Origin of the sequence: Bradyrhizobium sp. 604_D8_N2_3 (genome assembly GCF_051810765.1) — a bacterium.
Taxonomy (GTDB): Bacteria; Pseudomonadota; Alphaproteobacteria; order Rhizobiales; family Xanthobacteraceae; genus Bradyrhizobium; species Bradyrhizobium barranii.
Genome location: NZ_JBPWPM010000001.1, coordinates 1391478 through 1409788, shown reverse-complemented (window position 1 = coordinate 1409788; position 18311 = coordinate 1391478). Strand labels below are relative to the sequence as shown.

The 18311-nt window shown below is 65.1% G+C and carries 16 protein-coding genes and 2 pseudogenes; 4 read left to right on the top strand and 14 right to left on the bottom strand.

Annotated elements, in window-relative coordinates; genetic code table 11:
* Window positions 1-434 precede the first annotated feature (434 nt).
* The 14 genes and pseudogenes from AB7245_RS06600 to AB7245_RS06535 all read right to left on the bottom strand — a co-directional run bounded on the left by AB7245_RS06600 (window position 435) and on the right by AB7245_RS06535 (window position 15482).
* Window positions 435-1781 carry an alpha/beta hydrolase gene (locus AB7245_RS06600; RefSeq protein ID WP_439033997.1) on the bottom strand — a complete coding sequence of 449 codons (1347 nt, stop codon included), beginning with the start codon at window positions 1779-1781 and terminating at the stop codon, window positions 435-437.
* Between the two features lie 11 nt (window positions 1782-1792).
* Window positions 1793-2947, bottom strand: coding sequence for a S1 family peptidase (locus AB7245_RS06595; protein ID WP_439033996.1), 1155 nt, complete (start codon window positions 2945-2947; stop codon window positions 1793-1795).
* A gap of 20 nt (window positions 2948-2967) precedes the next feature.
* Window positions 2968-3543, bottom strand: a complete 576-nt coding sequence (locus AB7245_RS06590) for a M12 family metallopeptidase (protein ID WP_231144018.1) — start codon at window positions 3541-3543, stop codon at window positions 2968-2970.
* A 103-nt stretch (window positions 3544-3646) separates the two neighbouring features.
* Window positions 3647-4729 (bottom strand): hypothetical protein, encoded by a 1083-nt coding sequence (locus tag AB7245_RS06585; RefSeq protein WP_439035783.1) that lies wholly within the window; start codon window positions 4727-4729, stop codon window positions 3647-3649.
* A gap of 234 nt (window positions 4730-4963) precedes the next feature.
* Window positions 4964-5267: pseudogene (locus AB7245_RS06580) on the bottom strand (transposase); the annotation flags it as partial.
* Window positions 5268-5364: 97 nt separating this feature from the next.
* A complete protein-coding gene (fni, locus tag AB7245_RS06575) occupies window positions 5365-6414 on the bottom strand; it encodes a type 2 isopentenyl-diphosphate Delta-isomerase (RefSeq protein ID WP_439033995.1) in 1050 nt (349 codons plus the stop codon).
* 85 nt (window positions 6415-6499) lie between these two features.
* Window positions 6500-7402, bottom strand: coding sequence for a terpene synthase family protein (locus AB7245_RS06570; protein WP_439033994.1), 903 nt, complete (start codon window positions 7400-7402; stop codon window positions 6500-6502).
* A complete protein-coding gene (locus AB7245_RS06565) occupies window positions 7399-8949 on the bottom strand; it encodes a hypothetical protein (RefSeq protein ID WP_439033993.1) in 1551 nt (516 codons plus the stop codon). The genes AB7245_RS06570 and AB7245_RS06565 overlap by 4 nt, the downstream gene beginning before the upstream one ends.
* Window positions 8950-9257: 308 nt before the next feature.
* Window positions 9258-10256 carry a polyprenyl synthetase family protein gene (locus tag AB7245_RS06560; protein WP_439035707.1) on the bottom strand — a complete coding sequence of 333 codons (999 nt, stop codon included), beginning with the start codon at window positions 10254-10256 and terminating at the stop codon, window positions 9258-9260.
* A gap of 154 nt (window positions 10257-10410) precedes the next feature.
* Window positions 10411-11754 (bottom strand): cytochrome P450, encoded by a 1344-nt coding sequence (locus AB7245_RS06555; RefSeq protein ID WP_439033992.1) that lies wholly within the window; start codon window positions 11752-11754, stop codon window positions 10411-10413.
* The gene (locus AB7245_RS06550) at window positions 11754-12599 is read right to left on the bottom strand and encodes an SDR family oxidoreductase (protein ID WP_439035706.1); all 846 of its coding nucleotides are present in this window, start codon (window positions 12597-12599) and stop codon (window positions 11754-11756) included. Before AB7245_RS06550 ends, AB7245_RS06555 begins: the two co-directional genes overlap by 1 nt.
* Window positions 12586-12894 (bottom strand): ferredoxin, encoded by a 309-nt coding sequence (locus AB7245_RS06545; protein ID WP_439033991.1) that lies wholly within the window; start codon window positions 12892-12894, stop codon window positions 12586-12588. Before AB7245_RS06545 ends, AB7245_RS06550 begins: the two co-directional genes overlap by 14 nt.
* 1 nt (window position 12895) lies before the next feature.
* The gene (locus AB7245_RS06540; protein WP_439033990.1) at window positions 12896-14185 is read right to left on the bottom strand and encodes a cytochrome P450; all 1290 of its coding nucleotides are present in this window, start codon (window positions 14183-14185) and stop codon (window positions 12896-12898) included.
* A 94-nt stretch (window positions 14186-14279) separates the two neighbouring features.
* Window positions 14280-15482, bottom strand: a complete 1203-nt coding sequence (locus tag AB7245_RS06535; protein ID WP_439033989.1) for a cytochrome P450 — start codon at window positions 15480-15482, stop codon at window positions 14280-14282.
* Between the two features lie 273 nt (window positions 15483-15755).
* Here AB7245_RS06535 and AB7245_RS06530 point away from each other — a divergent pair, with 273 nt between their 5' ends.
* From AB7245_RS06530 to AB7245_RS06515, 4 genes and pseudogenes are all read left to right on the top strand, one after another.
* Window positions 15756-16007: a recombinase family protein gene (locus AB7245_RS06530; RefSeq protein WP_439033988.1), complete on the top strand. Its 252-nt coding sequence runs from the start codon at window positions 15756-15758 to the stop codon at window positions 16005-16007.
* Window positions 16004-16129, top strand: a complete 126-nt coding sequence (locus AB7245_RS06525; protein WP_439033987.1) for a recombinase family protein — start codon at window positions 16004-16006, stop codon at window positions 16127-16129. The genes AB7245_RS06530 and AB7245_RS06525 overlap by 4 nt, the downstream gene beginning before the upstream one ends.
* Entirely contained in the window at window positions 16126-16356 is a 231-nt protein-coding gene (locus tag AB7245_RS06520) for a hypothetical protein (RefSeq protein ID WP_439033986.1), read from the top strand. The genes AB7245_RS06525 and AB7245_RS06520 overlap by 4 nt, the downstream gene beginning before the upstream one ends.
* Window positions 16353-18115: pseudogene (locus tag AB7245_RS06515) on the top strand (DUF4158 domain-containing protein); the annotation flags it as partial. The gene AB7245_RS06520 and the pseudogene AB7245_RS06515, both read left to right, overlap by 4 nt.
* Between the last annotated feature and the right edge of the window lie 196 nt (window positions 18116-18311).

Genomic DNA, 18311 nt, shown 5'->3' with positions numbered 1-18311 from the left:
CGAGAGCCGGTGAACCCTGTATTCCTCCGCCTTGCCCGGTGTGATCTCGGACAGACCCATGTCGCCAAAGAACGGCATCAGGTGAAGGCGCAGGGTTCGAATGTACGGAGCATTGCGCTCTTTGCGAGTTCTGCGGCGACAACGCAGAGCAGAAACAGGCCCTTGAGGGCGGGACAACACTTGTTGCTTCAACAGCGATCGCCGACCGTTTGTAACCCAGCGTGACCCGAGCCAATGGCGCGCTGCCAGTAACTGCCGCCCTTTCGTTTTGGTGGGCGCACCAGGCCCTTGAGCCTGGGACCCGCTGAATTAGAGACCCCTCCCACCTGCAATCAAAGACTTTTCGAGTCGGGCGCGCTTTTCGCGCTGAACGCGCCCACATCTGCCAGTTCTGTGGCCGCCCGCATCTCTCCAAACAGCCGAAGAGCGATGTCTTAATAGGGATACATCCAATAAGTCGTATTCGAATCATCGGGCATCGATCGCAAGGTCGGGGTCCGCTGCGGGGGTTTAAGATGCGTCGAAGACGAGATGATCCGGCCTATGTCATCGAGAACCGCACGGCTGGTTGAGTACGTACTGTGATTTAGAGCAAACATTTCGCTTCCCACAGCAGAAACGTCGACCGTTTCGATACCGGGCACGAGAGTTGGCCCGCTCTTGGTTACGAACCCCATTCGCGATGCGGATTGCGCTTTCTTCATGGAGGCGAGCAACGCGAGATCCGTCGAGGACGCGTATAGCGTCACGGCGCCCGCCGCTGCCTTGATCTGGCTCGCGCGCTGTAGATAAACGTCCCGATCCACGTCCGGGGCCGCAAAAATCAATTCAGTAATCCCGAGCGTCGTCTGGCTCAGCGCGGCTTGCTGCAAGGCGCCTAAAACGACCTCGCTGCCCAGACTATGCGCGATCACGATAATCCGTGAGACTTTGCCGGCCTTTTTGATGAGCTGGAGGAGATCGAACAACCCATCCGGAGCGTACAAAGCACTCTCCCGATCGTAGTCATAGTCCTTCACTCCGCCCTTGGACGGCCATGAGTACATCATGACGCGGCCTTTGTAGTTCGCGTCGAAGGCAATTTGAGCCGCCTTGAAGGCTGCGTCGGAAAAGGCAACGTTGTAGCCGTGCACAAAGAGCATCAGGCTGTCGGCCCGATTTGCGATAGCGGAAGCAAACTCCTCGCGGGAAAGACGATCGAGCTTCTGGATTCGGAAATGCTTTCCGTCGTCCTCCGCCTCCTTGCGCATCCCGAAGAAGCTTGTACTCGGCGTTTCCACTTCTCCCATCTTGCGAACGATGGGAATGCTAACCGTCACGTAGCCAAATGTGTTGCTGGCCGCACGACCATAGGAGATTTGGCTCAATTCCAGACCGGATCCACCCGTCACCACGCGATTGGTGGCGAAGTAGACGGGTACCAATCCCTTAATCACAGATTTGTTGACCACCACCTCGGCTCCGGTGCTGCTTTTTTCGGGAGGCGCCTCCTCGCTCGCCTCACCGGTTGTCCGTCGCCACGGCCGATAGGCATGATAATGCCGGACATGATGGTAGTACCCTGGGCCATAGCGATAGCCGTATTTCTTGAACGCGCTCTCATGTTTCTGGGGCGCCTTCTGTATTTGCCGCTTGGCCTGCTGCGAGGCCGGCTCCTGGTGGGCGCAACCGGTCGCGAGCGCGCAAAACAAGACAATGAGCACTGTTCGAAGCTGCTGGAAGGCGTGGCCGAGCCGATGCAACCGGTTCGAACCTCGAATTGGCAAGACGAGCATGACCATCGATCAGCTACCTACTTCGCAAGGATTTGGGAAACGTTGACCGTAGCGCCCAGCCATCCGCGATACCTGTCGACAGCAGGTCCGCTGGTGAGCTTGTAGGTGAAGCGAACCTCCGCCCCACCGCCGTTGATTGCGCAACCGATATTGCTGGCGCCATTGGCGGTCTCAACGTGCCACGTGCACCCCGTGATGCGGTAGCCGGGCTCAGCAGGGAAAGTATCGGCATAGTCCGCCGAATGCTCCGCAAATACGACCGGGTGATCGTCCTTGGTTTTGTCCACCGTATACGACCGCTCGATCAGCTTCGGCTCGACGAGCTGCGACACCGGGACGTTCACGATGAGCCGACGGTCTTCGGGCAGAAGCGTATGGATCGCTTCGGCGAGGATTTCGGGGATCTTCACGCCGGCATTGGCTTGCGTCTGCACATGCGTGGAATTCAGCCTGCTCCAGTTCTCAAACGAGATCGTTGTCTCGACCCACTTGGTCCAGCAAACAGACGGCTGCGGAATGGCCGCGATCATGCTGTACAGGGGGCTTGCAGTAATCACAGTGGCGGGAATGATGAAGTTGACGCCAGAAACATCCGCCTCGTTCCACTTGACGATGCCGCCAACTGCGATCCCTAGCAGAGCGCCGAACTCGTTGAATGCGGGGCCACCGCTGTTGCCGACATTCATGACCGTGTCGGTTTGCCAGCGACCATTGGGGCTAGTCTGGTTGCTTATCAGACCGCTCGATATGCTCAGATCCAGATCGAGTGGATAACCGAGCAGATAAAGCTGAGTCCCCATCGGGGCCTGCTGGTTGTCATCGATCACGGGCATTGGACAACGAGAGGCGCCTCCGCTGTTTCCGGCGGGCTGCGACAGCTCGAGAAGAGCCAAGTCTCTGGCATCGTCGCGATGAACCGCAGTGACCTTGATCGGGTTCGCATTGCGTGACCCGAGACGGGCATTGACTTCGAAGCTCTTATAGTTCTCCTCGCGTCCGATCACATGGCTGTTGGTCAGCACGAGGCTGTCGCCGATGAGCAGCCCGGAGCCGCCGCCGACTTCCTGCTTGTCGTTGTACATCACGCCAACGAACTGGACATGAACCGTCCTGACGTTGTAACGCGCAGCGATTTGCACTGCCGCGCGATCCGCCTGCGCGGGAGCGCTCATGGATACCAAAAGACCGAGTGTCAGGACGGATAGAATGTCCTGACAGCGGCGATATCGAGAGGGCTGAGCTGTCCGTTTCCGTTCCATGCTGGATTACAATAGTTCATTATGGAATTGGGGTCGTACTTGGTGACTTTGTAATCGCCGACCGAGCCAGAAGCTTTCTCGTTCCGGCACTGCTCCGGCGCATCGTCGCGGTTCTGTTCATGCGTGAAACCAAGAGCATGTCCGAACTCGTGGACTGCAACCGCACGAATGCAGAACTCGCGTCTATGTCGACAGCCTTTGCTCCAATGATCGAAACTGAAATTGAGAGTCATGCCCGATGGCTTGCCGTCGAGATACTTGCCGACGACGTCGGTGTGGGCGCCTTCATCAGCGACCCGCACGTGCACACCTGGCGCGCCGCCCGTGCAGGACGGCCAAGTCTTCGCAAACCACACGCCACCTTGCGCCGCACTCTCCCACGTGTCCGCAACCGCTTTTCGAACCAGATCGGCATAGTTTTGATCTTTCGGCTGCAGGTTTTCCCAGCAGACCGGTATCTCTTTGATGTCCCATTTCGAGCCGCGAATGACCGTGCCGTACAGCTCCATTTCGGAGACTCCCGAAGGAAGCGCAGGCTGAGCGTTCGCCTCCCAGCAGAACAAGAGGACGAGCAACAGAACGAGTCTGGGCAGCCACAGGCGAAACATTTTCCTACTGCGTCGGTGTTGGGGTCGGCGGGAACACAGGCACCGGCGCCACAATGAAACCATTTGTCCGAGGCCCACCGCCCGTACGGCGCCCGGTGGATCCGGCTCCTCCGGGGAATTCCTGCGACTTTTCTCCTCCCGGCGAAGGTGCGGTGTAAATTGGATTGTCCTTTGATCCAAGCGGCGGCGTCTTGGCCGCATAGCCGGCGGACCCGGATTTGGCCGCGTTCGCAAGAACGGCATTCGGACCGTTGATGTAGATTCCGAGATTACTGAACTGCTGAGCGGAGGCCGACGCCTGGACTGCAGCAGGCGTCCAGCGCGACGAAGTGAGAGAGTATTTTGCCTCGACGCCGCCAGTAACCTGGACTGAAAACGTGTACGTCATTTGCGCTGGCTCCGCGCTCTCCGAAGGCATGGCCGGCGTGAGATTGTTGGCGGCTATGAGGATCGCGTTGTCCCGTAACCAAGCTGCGAGTGGCTTGGATGCATCGACAATGATGCGCTTGTAGGCGGCGCGGTCCGGATACTTATCCTCGGCGAGTCCCTCGAGCTCGATCAGGTCCGCAGGCGTTCCTCGATAGCAGCCACGCTCATACATTGCTGGATCCGCCGACGCCGGCGTCGTATCGGACGCAAGCTGGGCGTTCTGCTTCATCAGAAATGACCAGATCAGGTCATAGGTATCCTGGGCTGAAGCAGTGGGGCCCACATGGGTCACCTCATTACTGGTCGCGCTCACAACCCGTTTGTAATCGAATGCTGTACCGGATCCGAGCCCGCCCGTATCGGTCACCTTCAACTCCAGGAAGAACGTGCCGTACAGGAACGGGTCGATGTCAAAATGAGCATACCTATCGAACGCCTCTTCAGGGCGCCTCTTGTAGATCTTCAGGTATTCCTTTCGCCTCTCGCGTTCGATCTGGTAGAAAGTCACGACCTCACACCTGATCGATTTCAGAAAGTACGGCAGCTCACCCGCCGTGATCACGCCTGTCTGCGGGTCATGAATATGATACAGGCTGGTGCACCCGCCCATGGCAAGGCAAATGCCAATGCCAGCCGCGGCTCGGCTGAATATCCACATATGAACGCCCCCCGTCCGCGTGCCTGAGCACCCGCGGATCTCCCGTCCACATTGAAAAACAGTCCGTATGGGTTCGTCAATAGCATCGTGACAACAATGCAGCTTTTCGTTGTCCCCGCTCGGTTTTGCGCAGATTTTCACTGCGGCCGTACACTTCTGCGAAAGCGGGTCGGTGGTGGCGGCTCGGCACCGGCCGATGAAGTGTGAGCAACTCGTCGAGCCGATTGCAAAATAGTCGGCGCACAGACCGATGAGCCAGCGGTACAGCAGGTTGTACCGCACCTGCTCCATCAATGGCCGTTCGAACGGACGCTGTAGAACACCTGCAACAACATGGCCCGCAGCAGTTTCTCCAGCGCAATGCTGGGGCGACCGCCTTTGCACCGCAGGCGTACATGCCGGAAAACAAGCCGTCTAGCCGCACCAGCGCTTCATCGACCATCAGCCGGATCGGGCGCAGTGGATGATCGGCTGGAACGAAATCCTCCAACCGCTTCATCGTGAACAGCTGCTCCATGAACACATCGCTCCCAGGCATCGAACCGCCTCGCCAAGGTGAATCAGTAGTGTATCTTTGGCGTAGGTATTTCAGCAGCCTGCTAGGCGCCCGCCGCCACGTGCGGGCGACGCCCGCATCAACCGGCCGGCAGATGCGCAGAGGGCAACAAGCGCGCCTGACGCAATGCCTCCAGATCAGCAGAGCCGGTGCAGAAGCAGGCGACGGCCAACTGGCGGATGACGATCTCGAAATGCGCGACAACCGCCTCGGTGGACACCGTCGCCGCGCGCAGCACGCCGGCCGCCTGCCCGGCGATGTCCGCGCCCAGGCGGATGGCCTTGGCCACGTCGACCCCGTCGCGGATCCCGCCCGACGCGATCAGCTTCACCGTTGGCAGCGCCCGACGTACCGCCTGCACGCTGGCCGGGGTCGGAATCCCCCAATCGGCAAACGCCATCGCCACTGCACGGTCGGCGGCATCGCGGGCGCGCTCGCCCTCCACCGCGGCCCAACTGGTGCCGCCGGCGCCGGCGACATCGATCACCGCCACGCCCGCCTCGACGAGCGCACAGGCCACCGAGGCGGAGAGGCCCGACCCCACTTCCTTGGCCACGATCGGCACGCCCACGCTGCGCGCGGCGCGAGCGATCTGCGCCAGAACGCCGCGCCAATCGCGGTCGCCCTCCGGCTGTACCGCTTCCTGCAGCGGATTGAGATGGACGATGAGTCCATCGGCCTCCAGCGCATCCACCGCCCGGTGCGCCAGGTCCAGGCCGTCGGCCTCGCGCAGTTGCGCGGCGCCGATATTGGCCAGCAAGGGAATGTCTGGGGCGAGGCGGCGCAGCGCGCGCGTCAGCCCCTGGCAGTTCCGGGATTGCAGGCTCACGCGCTGCGAACCGACGCACATGGCGATCCCCAAGGCTTGCGCTGCCTCGCTCAGATGCCGGTTGATGGCCTCGGCGCGTGGCATGCCGCCGGTCATGGAGCTGATCAGCAACGGCGCGCGCATGGTCTTGCCCAGCAGCGAGGCGCGCAGCTCGATCTGCGTCAGGTCCAACTCGGGCAATGCGCAGTGTTCGAACCGGATGTACTCCCAGCCGGCGGCGACCGTGACCGGCGCCGTTCGCCGATCCAGCACGATGTCCAGATGGTCATCCTTGCGCCGGCGCAGGGCGGTATCGCTCATGCTCGCTCCATCCGTCGCATCGTGCGACGGCGTTGCGTCGGATCGGACCGACGGCAGCGCGCGCACGCCGCCGCCTCCCGCGCGTTCAGGCCGGCGCACGCTGGCCTCCCCCCGCAGCGTCGCTGCGGTAGCGGCTGGTCGAGGTCCGGTAGTACTGCGCGCTGATAGCCGCCATGGCCTCGATCAACGGTCCCCACGGCGCGGGAAAGCGTTCTTCCGCCATCACCCGGTGCAGCATGCGCGTATGGCCGGCCAGCTCGTCGTTGAGGAATTCCACCACAGGCATAGCCGGATAGCGCTGCAGCAGCAGGATCGCCGCGTTGTCGGCCTCGCCGGCCGACCTGTCCTTGTCGCGTCCATGCAGATCGTTCTGCAGGCGCCCTATCGCGGAGATGAGCCGCAGGACCTGGCGAAACGCCGGACGCGCGCGCAAGGTCGCCATGTCCAGCCCCCACAGCAACGACAGGCAACAGAACACGTTCGCGTAGGCGATCGAATCGATGCCGTTGTGCAGGTACTCGGCGTAGGACCAGCGTTCCGCCCCTCCCGCCTGCGCGCGTCCGGCGCGCAGCGCCGCGCAGTAGCACCGGGTATCCTCGAGAAGCTGAGCATAGTCGCGACGATCGTAGGCGAGCGCGGCCAGCGAAGCGCGCAGCACAGCGCAGCCCTCGAATCCGGGGAGCGCGCACGGCACGCCCTGCCCCAGCGCCTGCTCCACCGCGGCGAGCTGCTCCGGCGCGATCAGGCCGAGGTCGTTGCAATCGTCGAGCCAGAACAGCAGCGCCAGTTCGCGATAGAACGCCACGATCAGCGTTTCGTCCTGCGGATCGCGGCCGGTGCGGACGCTGGTGTCGCGCAGGCTCGGGTGGATGCGCTGCAGGATGTACTGGCCGCCCCTGACCGCTTCCACGGCATGCTCGTCGGCGAACCCGGTCAGGGAACGCCCCCACTCCAGCACCTGCTGTAGCGCGCGTTCGGTCTGGATCATGGCGCCGCTCCTGCTCCTTCGGCCAGGACGCGCCGCCCCCAACGAAGCGCCAGCCACAACCCGGCGAGTTCGGCCAAGCGCACGACCCGGGTGGGGCAATACAGTTCCTTGCCGATCCACAGCGGCGTCCGCGGCAGTGCATGCGCCGCATGGCGGGCCAGCATCCACTCCAGCGCACGCGCCACCGCCTGGGCGATGCGCCGGCGCCCTGTCGGCTCTTCGCTCCTGTCCATCACGTGCAACGCGAACAGCGCATAGGCGGTTTCCTCGAATGTGGACGCGCGACCGGCACCCCAGCCGCCGTCGTCGCGCTGCGCCTGCAGCAGCGCCGCCAGCGCGCGCTCGTCGCGCCACTGGGGCTTGCCTTGCGCCAGCGCAGCGACCGCATGCGCGGTGGGATACAGCCACGAAACGTGCCATTTTTCGTTGTCCCATAGACCGTGCGGGTTGCGATTGGCCTCGACGTAGGCGCTGGTGCCGGCGGCGGGCTTTCCCAACAGTCGCAACGCATGCAGGGCATGGATGTTGGTCGACACCGAGGCATTGCGCTCGCCAGGGAAGGTGACGAACAGCTCGCCGATTTCGAAATGGCGCAATGCATCGACCGCCGCGTCGCGGCCTGCAAGGCGCAGGACGCACAACGCAACGGCGGTGTCGTCCGCATCGGCCGCGAAGTGCAAGGCCGGGCCCAAACCGCGCACGCCCAGGCGGGCGTCGAGCTGCGCGGCGATCACGCGCACCGCCTCTTCGAGCGCGGGATGCGCGAACAGCCCGGCCAGATGCAGGGTGTACAGCGACCAGCATGGCTCGAACACATTGATCGGCCAGACGTTGGGAACGATACCTTCGATGCCGCTGCGCGTCGCCCGCGACGCCGCCTGCAGATACGCGTCGGCGCGCCCGACTTGCGGTGTGCTCCCCTGTGTCACGGCGTGCGCACGCCACGCGGCGGTGGCCGCCGGACTGATGCCGATGCTGCCGTCGTGATCCGGGCATGCGGTGGTCGGCGACGTCCCCCAGGCTTCCCAGGAGTGCAGCAACGGATGGCCGCTCGGCAATTTCGCCACCGCCCGCAGCTTGACCAGGCGCGCTTGCCGCAACGGCAACAGCGCCGGGTGGCGCGGAAACGCCACGCCGCCCAGCAAGGATGCGGCCTCGCCGCAAAGCTGCGGCAGGATCAGCTCCGCGCCGATCGGCGCGTCTTCCGGCACCGCATGCGCGTAGGGATCGGGCTGGCGCTCGAGGAACCGGGTTGCAGCCTGGACTGCGTCGGCAGCGCCGGGAAGAGGATCGGCACGGTGCAATGCCAGCAACGCCGCCCACGTGGGCGCATGGCGGAACAGCGGGAAGTCTGCGCTTCCCCATCCGCCATCGGCCTGTTGCTGCGCGATGAGCCACGCGTATGCGTCCTGCCGACCGGTGACGTTGCCGTGGAACTGCAGAGCTCGCGCCGTGTCGTAGACGGACGGACCGACGCTGCCGCCGTCGCTCATCTCGCTCAGCAGGTGGCGCAATTCGAAAAGGATCTGTTCGGACAGCGCGTTCACGCGGGATGTTCCTTCTGCAGACGGTTGACGAGAACCAGGATCGAGCAAACGCCGCGCACGGCGCCGCAGGCCCGTCGCGGCCCGGCGCATGGGCAGCGCCGGACGGCCGCCCTGCTCCGGCGCGGCGACGCGCCCCGATGCTGGCGCCGGTCCGCCGCACAGGCTTGCGCGCAGCGCGCCGTGAGCGCCGCGGCCCGTGCTGGGCAAGCGCTGCGATCGGCGCCGCGGACTCGCACACAGTGCAGCATGGACCGCTGCTGCCGGCCGATCGCAGCGGCACAGGGGCGACTCCATGCGGACGGGCGCGCTCATGCGCATGGCGCGTGCTTGAACAGATACGCGTTGGCCCGCTGCAGCATCTGCGCCAACCGTTCCGCACGCGGCCCCAGCGGGGCGATGGCCTCCCCGGCGTCGCGCAACAGATCCAGCGCGAACTGGCGCGCTGCCTGCAGCCCCATGATCGACGCGCAGGTCGGCTTCTGCGCCGCCGCGTCCTTGCCGGGGGTCTTGCCCAGCGTCGCGGTATCCGCTGTCGCGTCGAGAATGTCGTCGACCACCTGCAACGCCAGGCCGAAACAGGCGCTGTAGCGATCGAGCGCACAGTACAGCGCAGCGTGCGTGGCATCCTCCGCGATGGTGCATAGCGCGCCCATGCGAACGGACGCGCGCACTAGCGCGCCGCTCTTCATCCGGTGCATCGCCACGATCCTGTCCAGCTCGACGTGCTTTCCAACCAGCGACAGATCCATGGCCTGCCCGCCTGCGGCACCCTCGGCCGACACCGCCTGCGCCAGTTCGCGCACGAGCGCGATACGGTTGTCGCCCGGCGCATCCAGGCTCGCCAGGGTCAGGAAGGCGTGCGCCTGCAGCGCATCGCCGACCAGGATCGCAGTGGCTTCGCCGAACTTGACGTGCACGGTCGGAAGGCCGCGGCGAAGCACGTCATCGTCCATCGCGGGCAGGTCGTCGTGGACCAGGGTACAGGCGTGCATCATCTCGATGGCGGCGCCGACGTCGTCGAGCATGTGCGCCGGCGTGTCGGCCAGTGCGCCGGCAGCCAGACAGAGCAAGGCGCGGGTGCGCTTCCCGCCTTGCAAGGTGGCGTAGCGCATCGCCGCCATCAGCTCGGTCTCACCGTCGTCTTCGGCGCAGAGAAGACGCGCCAGCGCCTGTTCGACCCGCTTTGCGCCGTCCTGCATCCAGATCTCCGGCGGCAGCCTGCCGGATGCGCCGCGCGCCTGCGCGCCCAATCCGCCGAGCGCGGAAACGCCAGTTCGGTCGTCGTGTAGCGTGGAACCGGTCTGCATGCTGTTCATGTCCTTGTACCTGACAGGGGACGGCCACGGCGAGCGGCGAGCCGCCGCGGTGTTGCCAGCGTCGCACCGAGCGCGCGCGCCGAGTCCAGCAATGCCGCGCGTCGCCGGCGCCGCTGCCTCGCCACACGGGGCATGCGATGCCAACTCATGAGAATCCGATGCGGACTGTCATGGACGGATGTGCGGTCGGGTAATAGCGCCGGCCTTTTTCGACGCCGCTCAGCAACCGCGGCCGCACCCCGGCCTTGTGCATGGTCAGTGCCAGGGCGATGCAGAACTGCACCAGTTCAAGCCATACCAGGTGGTAGCCGATGCAGACGTGTGGGCCGTTACCGAACTGCAGCATGTCCACCGGCCGGATCGGCCCCGTGCGTTGCAGCCAGCGCGTCAGGCGGAACTGATCAGGCGCCTCGTGCAGGAGCGCCGAGGTCGAGAAATGCAGCAGCGGGATGCACAGATGGGTGCCCGCGGGAATGCGCCGTTGGCCGAGTTGCAATTCCTGTAGCGCGCGACGCAGCACGAGCGTGGTCGGCGGATGCACGCGCAGCGTCTCGCGGAACAGCGCCTCGGCGACCGGACACTGCGCCAGATCCGCGTGCCGGGTCGGCACCGCACCCACGCGTTGCGCCTCCTCGACCAAGGCATCCCACAGCACAGGCTGCCGCGCCAGCTCGATCACCATCCAGGCCATCGTCGAGGCGGTGGTGTCGTGACCGCCAAGCAGCAGCAAGCGGATATTGGCGACCAGGACGTCATCGGAGAGCGCATCGTCGCTGCGATCGAAGGCGCTCACCATGTCGTTGATCAACCCGGTGCGCGCGGCATGCGCGCGCGCGTCGCGGACGAACTGGCGCAACTGCGCGTCGATCCAGTCGCGGGCGGCGCGGCCGCGCCGCAAGGGCAGTCCGGGCAGGTCGACCGGAGGCGCGACGATCAACTGCAGCAGTTGCCGGTACTTGCGATACCATCCCGGCAGGTCCTGCGCGGGGATTCCCATGAAGCTGAAGATGAGCTTGAGCATCAGGTCGCCGGTTTCGCGCAGGATGCTTACCTCGCCGCGGTCGCACCACGCCTGCACCCGCGCCCGGATGACGGGCGCGAACAGGTCGCCGATGCCGGCCTGGGTCAGCCCCTTGGGCAGGAACGCCGCCTTGATCGCATCGCGCGCCTGCCGGTGCGCGCCGCCGTCCTGGGCGACCAACGTTCCGGCAAGCAATTCGGGCGCGATCTCTTCGATCAGCGCCGAGGACACGTCCTTGTGCCGGAGCAGTGCAAACGCATCCGGATCCACGCAAGTCATCAGGTGTCCGGCAGGGCCGAAATCCAGCCAGAAGTGGCTGCCCAGCGTCCGTTCCGCGCGCCGCAGCAGGCGCGGCAGGTCGCGGACGATGGCGGGAAGATGCCCGACCAGGGGGAAAGCGCCGGGCACAACAGGGATGTCGTACCGCAGCCGGTGCCGACGAGCCAGAGGGTTGAGCAGCATGTCCATCAGCAGCGCGGCGCCGCAGGCGTTTCGGCGGAGTCGCCGGCAGGCCGCGCGGCGCGGCTGTTGCCACCGTCGGCGTACGTCGGCACATGCGCCAGCATGCCGCCGTCGATGCACACGACCTGGCCGGTGATGAACGCAGCATCGTCGGAGAGCAGGAACGCCACCAGCGCGGCCACGTCCTCGGGGCGGCCGACGCGCGGCAGGAGCTGGTGCCGGCGCAGATGCCGTTGCATGCTCTCGTCCAGCTTGGCGAGGAGACGCTCGGTCATGATGAGACCCGGCGCAACCGCGTTGCAGCGGATCTGCGCATGACCGTACTGGGTGGCGAGCGAGGCCGACAGCATGTTCATCGCCGCCTTCGACGCGGCGTAGGACGTCTGCGCAGTGTCGCCGCTGAGCCCCTGGCACGATGACATGTTGACGATCGCGCCACCGCCGCGGGCGATCATCCGTGGGATGGCCTGCCGGCAGCAGAGCAGCGTGCCGCGCAGATTGGTCGCCATGGTCTGATCCCAGACCGCCAGGTCCAGGTCGAGGATCGCGCGATCGCGCGGGGTCAGATGCATGGCGCTCGCGTTGTTCACCAGCAGGTCGACCCCACCGAAGTGCCGCTCCGCCGTCTCGAACAGCGCTGCCACCGCCTGCGCATCGGCGATGTCCATGGCCAGGGCCAGCGCGTGGCCCGCTTCGGCGGCGATTTGCGCCGTGCAGGCGATGGCCGCCGAGCCATCGATGTCGGCCACCACCACTCTGCCGCCCTCGCGCGCGATGGCGAGGGCGCATGCCCTGCCGATGCCGGCGCCGGCGCCGGTCACCACGGCCACCTTGCCTTCAAACCGTCCCATCGTATCCTCGCGGATTGCGTTGGTTTTTCGCGGCATGCCGCTCGGCCTCCGCCGGAGAAGGCGCAGGGTCGGCGCTGGCGCGCTTGTCATCGCCAGCGTCGCTTTCGATGACCCGAATGGCAGCGACCGGGCACTGGCTGGCCGCGAGCCGCACGACGGCGTGCAGCGCCTGCGGGACCGTCGCCACGCACACTTCGGCCACCCCGTCCGGTTCGCGCTGGCGAAAGGTGCCCGGCAGCGTCAGCACGCACTGCCCGGTGGTTCCGCACAGATCCTGGTCGACCACGACCCGCATCTCAGGCCCCCCCCTGCGCATGCAGCCGCACGGGCAGCGCGCGGAACGTCCTAAGGAACGCGGAGGGCTCCCGGGTCGGCTGCTCGGCCAATGCCAGCGTGGGGAAGCGCGCCTGGATCCGCGGCAGGCTCTCGGCCAACTCGATCCGGGCCAGTTGCGCACCGGGGCAGAAGTGGATGCCGTGGCCGAAGCTCAGCATGATCTTCCCGTCAGTCGACATGCCAGGATTGGTGCCGTAGAACCGCGCGGGATCGAAGCGGTCGGGATCGGCGAAGGCGTCCGGATCGCGATTGCCGGCCGCGATCAGCAGGCGCACGTCCGCGTCCTTCGGGATCACCACGCCGCCCAGTTCGATGTCGCGCTGGGTGATACGCGGAGTGGCGCTGAACAGGACGGGCGCGTCGCAGCGCAGGACTTCTTCGACGAATGCCTTCACCCCCGCAGCGTCTCCCTGCAGCCAGTGCCGCTGTTCGGGATACGCCAGCATCGCCAGGACTGCGTGGTCGATGGTCGCAGCAGTGGTGGTGAAGCCGCCCAGCAACATGCCCCACAGCATGCTGATCAACTCCGCATCTGACAGCGTGTCGGCATCGTCGTCGTGTGCGCCGACCAGCATCGACACGATGTCGTGGCGGGGATCGGTGCGCTTGCGCTGTATGAGGTCGCCGAAGTAGGCCTGTAGCCTGGCGCTGCCCGCGTCCGCCGCGGCGAGCTGGGGATCGCTGGCGTGCGGGCTCAGGCCTTCTACAATGGCGCCGATGTCGGCTCCGAGCCCGAACATGTCGTCCTGGGGCAGGCCGAACAGTTCGGCGAAGACCAGCATGGGCAAGGCCAGCGCGAATTCCCGATGCAGGTCCACCGCCTCCCCGCGCTCCAGCGCGGCCGCCATGCCGTCCAGACGCGCTGCGACGATGCGCGCGATGCTCGGCCGCAGGTTGTCGATCTGGCCCACGGTGAAATCGCGAGAGATCAGCCGGCGCAGACGCGTATGCGTCGGTGGGTCCTTCATCGCTATCGTGGACGCCATCAGATTGAGCGACAGGCTGTTCGCCGCACGCGGGATATAGCGCGCCAGTTCGCCCGGCGCAGGTCCCCGAAACGCATCGCCCGTGGCCTTGAGCGCCCAGTAGATGTCGGCGTGGCGGCTCAACAGAAAGATGCCCGAGGCCGCGCGATGCACCGGATCGTGCTCGCGCAACCACCGCATGAACGGATACGGGTCGTGGATACACGCTGGCGACGCCAGTTCGGCGAAGGCGTCCCGGCCTGCCGTGGTTTCTTGCACGTCCATCTTAGTTACCTGTTGGCTGGCTGATCTGACCGGCGCGCACCAAGCGCGCCGGCAAACTGCGCAGAAGATCGCGATTCCCGGCGGCGTCCGCGCATCACCAGAGCACCGGCAACTCCTCGAACCCGCCAGTGATGATCTCCTTGCGCAACTTCAGTTCTTCGGGCGCCACGGCCAGGCGCAGCGCGGGAAAGCGCTGGAAGATCGAACCGAGCACCACCTTGAGTTCCAGCCTGGCCACCGCCAAGCCGATGCAGTGGTGCGGCCCGTAGGAGAACGCCAGGTGCGGCTTTTCATCGCGTCCGATGTCGAAGATTTCCGGGTCTTTGAAATGGCGCGGATCGAACGACGTCGCCGGCAGGCCGACCAGCACCTTGCTCTCCGCGGGAATATGCACGCCCGCGATGGTCACGTCGGTCCTCGGATAGCGCATGATGCCGTCCCAGCCCGCGCCCGGCGGGTACATGCGCAGGATTTCCTCCACCGCCTTGTCCACCAGGGATGGATCGCCGACCAGGCGTTCGCGCTGTTGCGGATGGCGGAACATGGCCAGCAGGCCGAATTCGAGCTGCGCGACGGTGCTCTCGTGCCCCGCCACCAGCATGCCCGCCGCCAGGCCGATCGCCTCTTCCTCGGTCGCCTTGCCCTTGTCGACCGCCGCGAGCAGATCCGTCAGCAGGTTGTCGCCCGGATCCTGGCGCTTGTCCCGCATCTTGCCGCGAATGTAGGCGCGCAATTCTTCCCAGGCTAGGCGCGAGGCGCTGCGCGGGCCGCTTTCATGCTGGTGCGTCATCACCTCGTCCGACAGCCCGGCGAAAAAGGCGTGATCCTCGTAGAGCACGCCCATCAGCGCGCTGATGACCATGGCCGGAAGTGGAAAGCAGAGGTGGCGTCGCAGGTCGGCGGGCTGGGGCTGGGCCGCCAGCGTCTCGAACAGCTGCGCGGCGATTGCATCGACCTGCTGCGCGAGCAGCTTCACCCTGAGGTCGCTGAAGGCCGGCGCCACGATCGTGCGTAACCGGGCATGCTCGCCCCCCTCGTGGGAGACCAGCCACCCCGGCGAACCGAGCATCACCGAATCGGGGGTGAATGCCGCCGGCGGCATTCCGGCGGGCCGGAACGCCGCGTCGGACAGCACCGCCTTGGCCTCGTCGTAGCCGGTCACCCACCAGCCTTCGTGCCCGGACGGGAAGCGCACGCGGTGGATCGGAGCGTTGGCGCGTAGTGCCAACATCTCGGGCGAGGGCTCAATGTGATCGACGCGCCACATCGGCAGCGTCGGCAAGGGTTGTTCGGACATGGTGGCACTTCACTCTCTAAGCGATGGAAGGGCGGAAGGTGACCGGCAGGCGCCGCGGGCAGCGGCTTCACGCGCGCTTGCGTTCAGTTCTGTTCGTCGACGATGATCGACGGGGAAGGCGGCCGGACCCTAGGGCCTCAAGGTGGCTTTAGCCAACTACCGAATCTTGTAGTTGCGCCCTAAGCTAAACGCCTGGTGGCGCAAAAAAATATGCGGAAAACTTTGTCGCCACGCGCTGCCATACGGAAACCTATTTCCGATGGGCATCCGCCTATGTTGGTTGGCTACATGCGCGTGTCGTCGGACTCCGACCGCCAGAGCACGGAGTTGCAGCGCGATGCGCTGCTCGCCGCCGGAGTTGATCCGCGTCACCTGTTCGAGGATCACCCCTCGGGCGCAAAGGATGACCGCACCGGCTTGGCGCGAGCGCTCGAATTCGTCCGGCCCGGCGACGTGCTGGTCGTGTGGAAACTCGACCGGCTTGGCCGCCCCTGCCGCTCCTGCCGCTCCTGCTCGCCATCGTGACCTCGCTCAAGGACAATCGGGTGGCGTTCCGCTCGGTGACCGAGAACCTGGACACCACGACGCCCTCGGGCGAATTCCTGTTCCAGTTGTTCGGCGCGCTCGCGCAGTATGAGCGGCTTTGACCCAGGAGCGTGTCGTCGCCGGCCTGGCCGCCGCGCGCAAGTGCGGTCGGATCGGCGGCTGGCAGCAGGCGATCACCGGCGAGAAGCTGGACGCCATCATCGCCGCGCTGGATGGCGGCATGTCCAAAGCGGCAGTATGGCGCAACTTCGGCGTCAGGCGAACCACGCTGCTCGAGACCTTGGCGCGGGTCGGTTGGATGGGCTCCCGTGGAGCGTCATCGGGATGACGACCAAGAGCGAAAGCTTGACCGTCCTATCGGACGCCGAGCATGAAGCCCTGCACGGCCTGCCGGATTTATACCTGGCCTTGACCGAAACCGAACTGGCGCTTGCCAGCAGCCGCCGCAGCCTCACCGCACGGGTTTATTGCATCCTGTCCAAAGCCAACCATGCCTTCTTTCGCTTTGACTGGAACGAGGTCGAGGACGATTGCGCCTTCGTGCTGAGTCGCTATTTCCACGGCGATGGGTTCGAGCGCAAGCTGATCATCAAGCACGAACACTACAGCCAGCGCGAGCGAAACGCTGCGCTGTTCTGCTACTGGCCGGGGGCGGCTGACTTCCTGCAGCAGCTCGCGCAGCAAGCCGCGCAAATCGTTCGGCGCGACGTGACGCCAGGATTCGTCGCCGCCGAGTTGATTGGCTGGCTCAATGAGCACAAGACCATCCGGCCCGGCTACACCGCCCTGCAAGAGCTGGTCAGCGAAGCCCTGTCCGCCGAGCGTCGGCGGCTGGGCGGTCTACTGGCGAAAATGCTGGACGAACAGGCCAAGGCCGCGCTGAGTCACCTCTTGGTGCGCGACGAGACCCTGTCCCAATTGGCGGCACTCAGGCAGGACGCCAAGGATTTTGGCTGGCGGCAGATGGCTCGCGAGCGCGAGAAGCGCGCCACGCTGGAGCCGCTGCACGGGATCGCCAAGGCGTTGCTGCCCAAGCTCGGCGTCTCGCAGCAAAACCTTCTGTACTACGCGAGCCTGGCGAATCTTCTACACCATCCACGACCTGCGCAATCTGAAGGCCAATCAGATTAACCTCTATCTGCTGTGCTATGCATGGTGCGCTACCGGCAGCTCTCTGACAATCTGGTCGATGCGATGGCCTATCATATGAAGCACTTGGAAGACGAGAGCAGTGCGGGTGCAAGCAATCCTTTGTCGCGGAGCAGGTGCGCCGTCAGCAAGACACGCCACAGGTCGGTCGCCTGCTGTCGCTTTACATCGACGACAGCGTGCCCGATCCCACGCGTTCGGCGATGTACGCCAGCGCGCCTACAAGATCATGCCCCGCGATACGCTGCAAACCACGGCACTGCGCATGAGCGTGGAGTCGGTGAGCAAACTGGCTTTGCATTGGCAGGCGGTGGACGGCCTGGCCGAGCGTATCCGTCGGCATCTTCGACCGCTGTACGCCGTGCTCGATCTCGCCGGCACCGACCCGGACAGCCTGTGACTCGTGGCGCTGGCCTGGGCCAAGGGTGTGTTCGCCAAACAGCAGCGCCTATCGCAACGGCCGCAGATGTCCAGCAGCCACGCTGCCGAAACGCTTGCAGCCGTGCCTGCTGACCTTCGACGCTGATGGCAAGCCATCGGGCCTGCAAGCCGACCGCTACGATGCGCTGGCGGCCGAGCTGCAAGCGCAATGGCTGGCCTTCAACCGCGAGCTGAAACAGGGGAAGCCGATACACCTAGAATACGACAAGACCTCGCAGAAGCTGACTTGGCGAAAGCCCAAAGGCGAGAACCAGAAGACCCGCGACAAGGCGTTCTACGAGCAACTGCCATTCTGCGACCTGGCCGACGTGTTCCGCTTCGTCAACGGCCAGTGGCAATTCCTATCAGCGCTGACACCCTTGCAGCCGCGCTATGCAAAGAAGGTCGCCGACGCCGACAGCCTGATGGCGGTCATCGTCGCGCAGGCAATGAACCATGGCAACCAGGTCAGGGCGCGCGCCAGCGACATCCCGTACCACGTGCTGGACAACGCCTACTTGCGGGTCACCTGGGTAGCTTGGCCGGTCCCGGTTCTTCAAGCCCTTATCCTTTAGGGAGCGGGCCTCGCGCTGGGTCCACCCGACTGACCGTGCGCTATGGCGCTGCCCCATTCTCAAGCAGGCCCGCGCCTGACTTCGAGCCAGCCTCGCGCGAGTTCCTGTCCCGCCGAACCCGTGGCGAACCTTCCCAATT

Coding starts and splice junctions, on each gene's coding strand:
- AB7245_RS06600 (WP_439033997.1), bottom strand. CDS start 1,781: ATGGTCATGCTCGTCTTGCCAATTCGAGGTTCGAACCGGTTGCATCGG.
- AB7245_RS06595 (WP_439033996.1), bottom strand. CDS start 2,947: ATGAGCGCTCCCGCGCAGGCGGATCGCGCGGCAGTGCAAATCGCTGCG.
- AB7245_RS06590 (WP_231144018.1), bottom strand. CDS start 3,543: ATGGAGCTGTACGGCACGGTCATTCGCGGCTCGAAATGGGACATCAAA.
- AB7245_RS06585 (WP_439035783.1), bottom strand. CDS start 4,729: ATGTGGATATTCAGCCGAGCCGCGGCTGGCATTGGCATTTGCCTTGCC.
- fni (WP_439033995.1), bottom strand. CDS start 6,414: ATGAGCGATACCGCCCTGCGCCGGCGCAAGGATGACCATCTGGACATC.
- AB7245_RS06570 (WP_439033994.1), bottom strand. CDS start 7,402: ATGATCCAGACCGAACGCGCGCTACAGCAGGTGCTGGAGTGGGGGCGT.
- AB7245_RS06560 (WP_439035707.1), bottom strand. CDS start 10,256: ATGCAGACCGGTTCCACGCTACACGACGACCGAACTGGCGTTTCCGCG.
- AB7245_RS06555 (WP_439033992.1), bottom strand. CDS start 11,754: ATGGACATGCTGCTCAACCCTCTGGCTCGTCGGCACCGGCTGCGGTAC.
- AB7245_RS06550 (WP_439035706.1), bottom strand. CDS start 12,599: ATGGGACGGTTTGAAGGCAAGGTGGCCGTGGTGACCGGCGCCGGCGCC.
- AB7245_RS06545 (WP_439033991.1), bottom strand. CDS start 12,894: ATGCGGGTCGTGGTCGACCAGGATCTGTGCGGAACCACCGGGCAGTGC.
- AB7245_RS06540 (WP_439033990.1), bottom strand. CDS start 14,185: ATGGACGTGCAAGAAACCACGGCAGGCCGGGACGCCTTCGCCGAACTG.
- AB7245_RS06535 (WP_439033989.1), bottom strand. CDS start 15,482: ATGTCCGAACAACCCTTGCCGACGCTGCCGATGTGGCGCGTCGATCAC.
- AB7245_RS06530 (WP_439033988.1), top strand. CDS start 15,756: ATGTTGGTTGGCTACATGCGCGTGTCGTCGGACTCCGACCGCCAGAGC.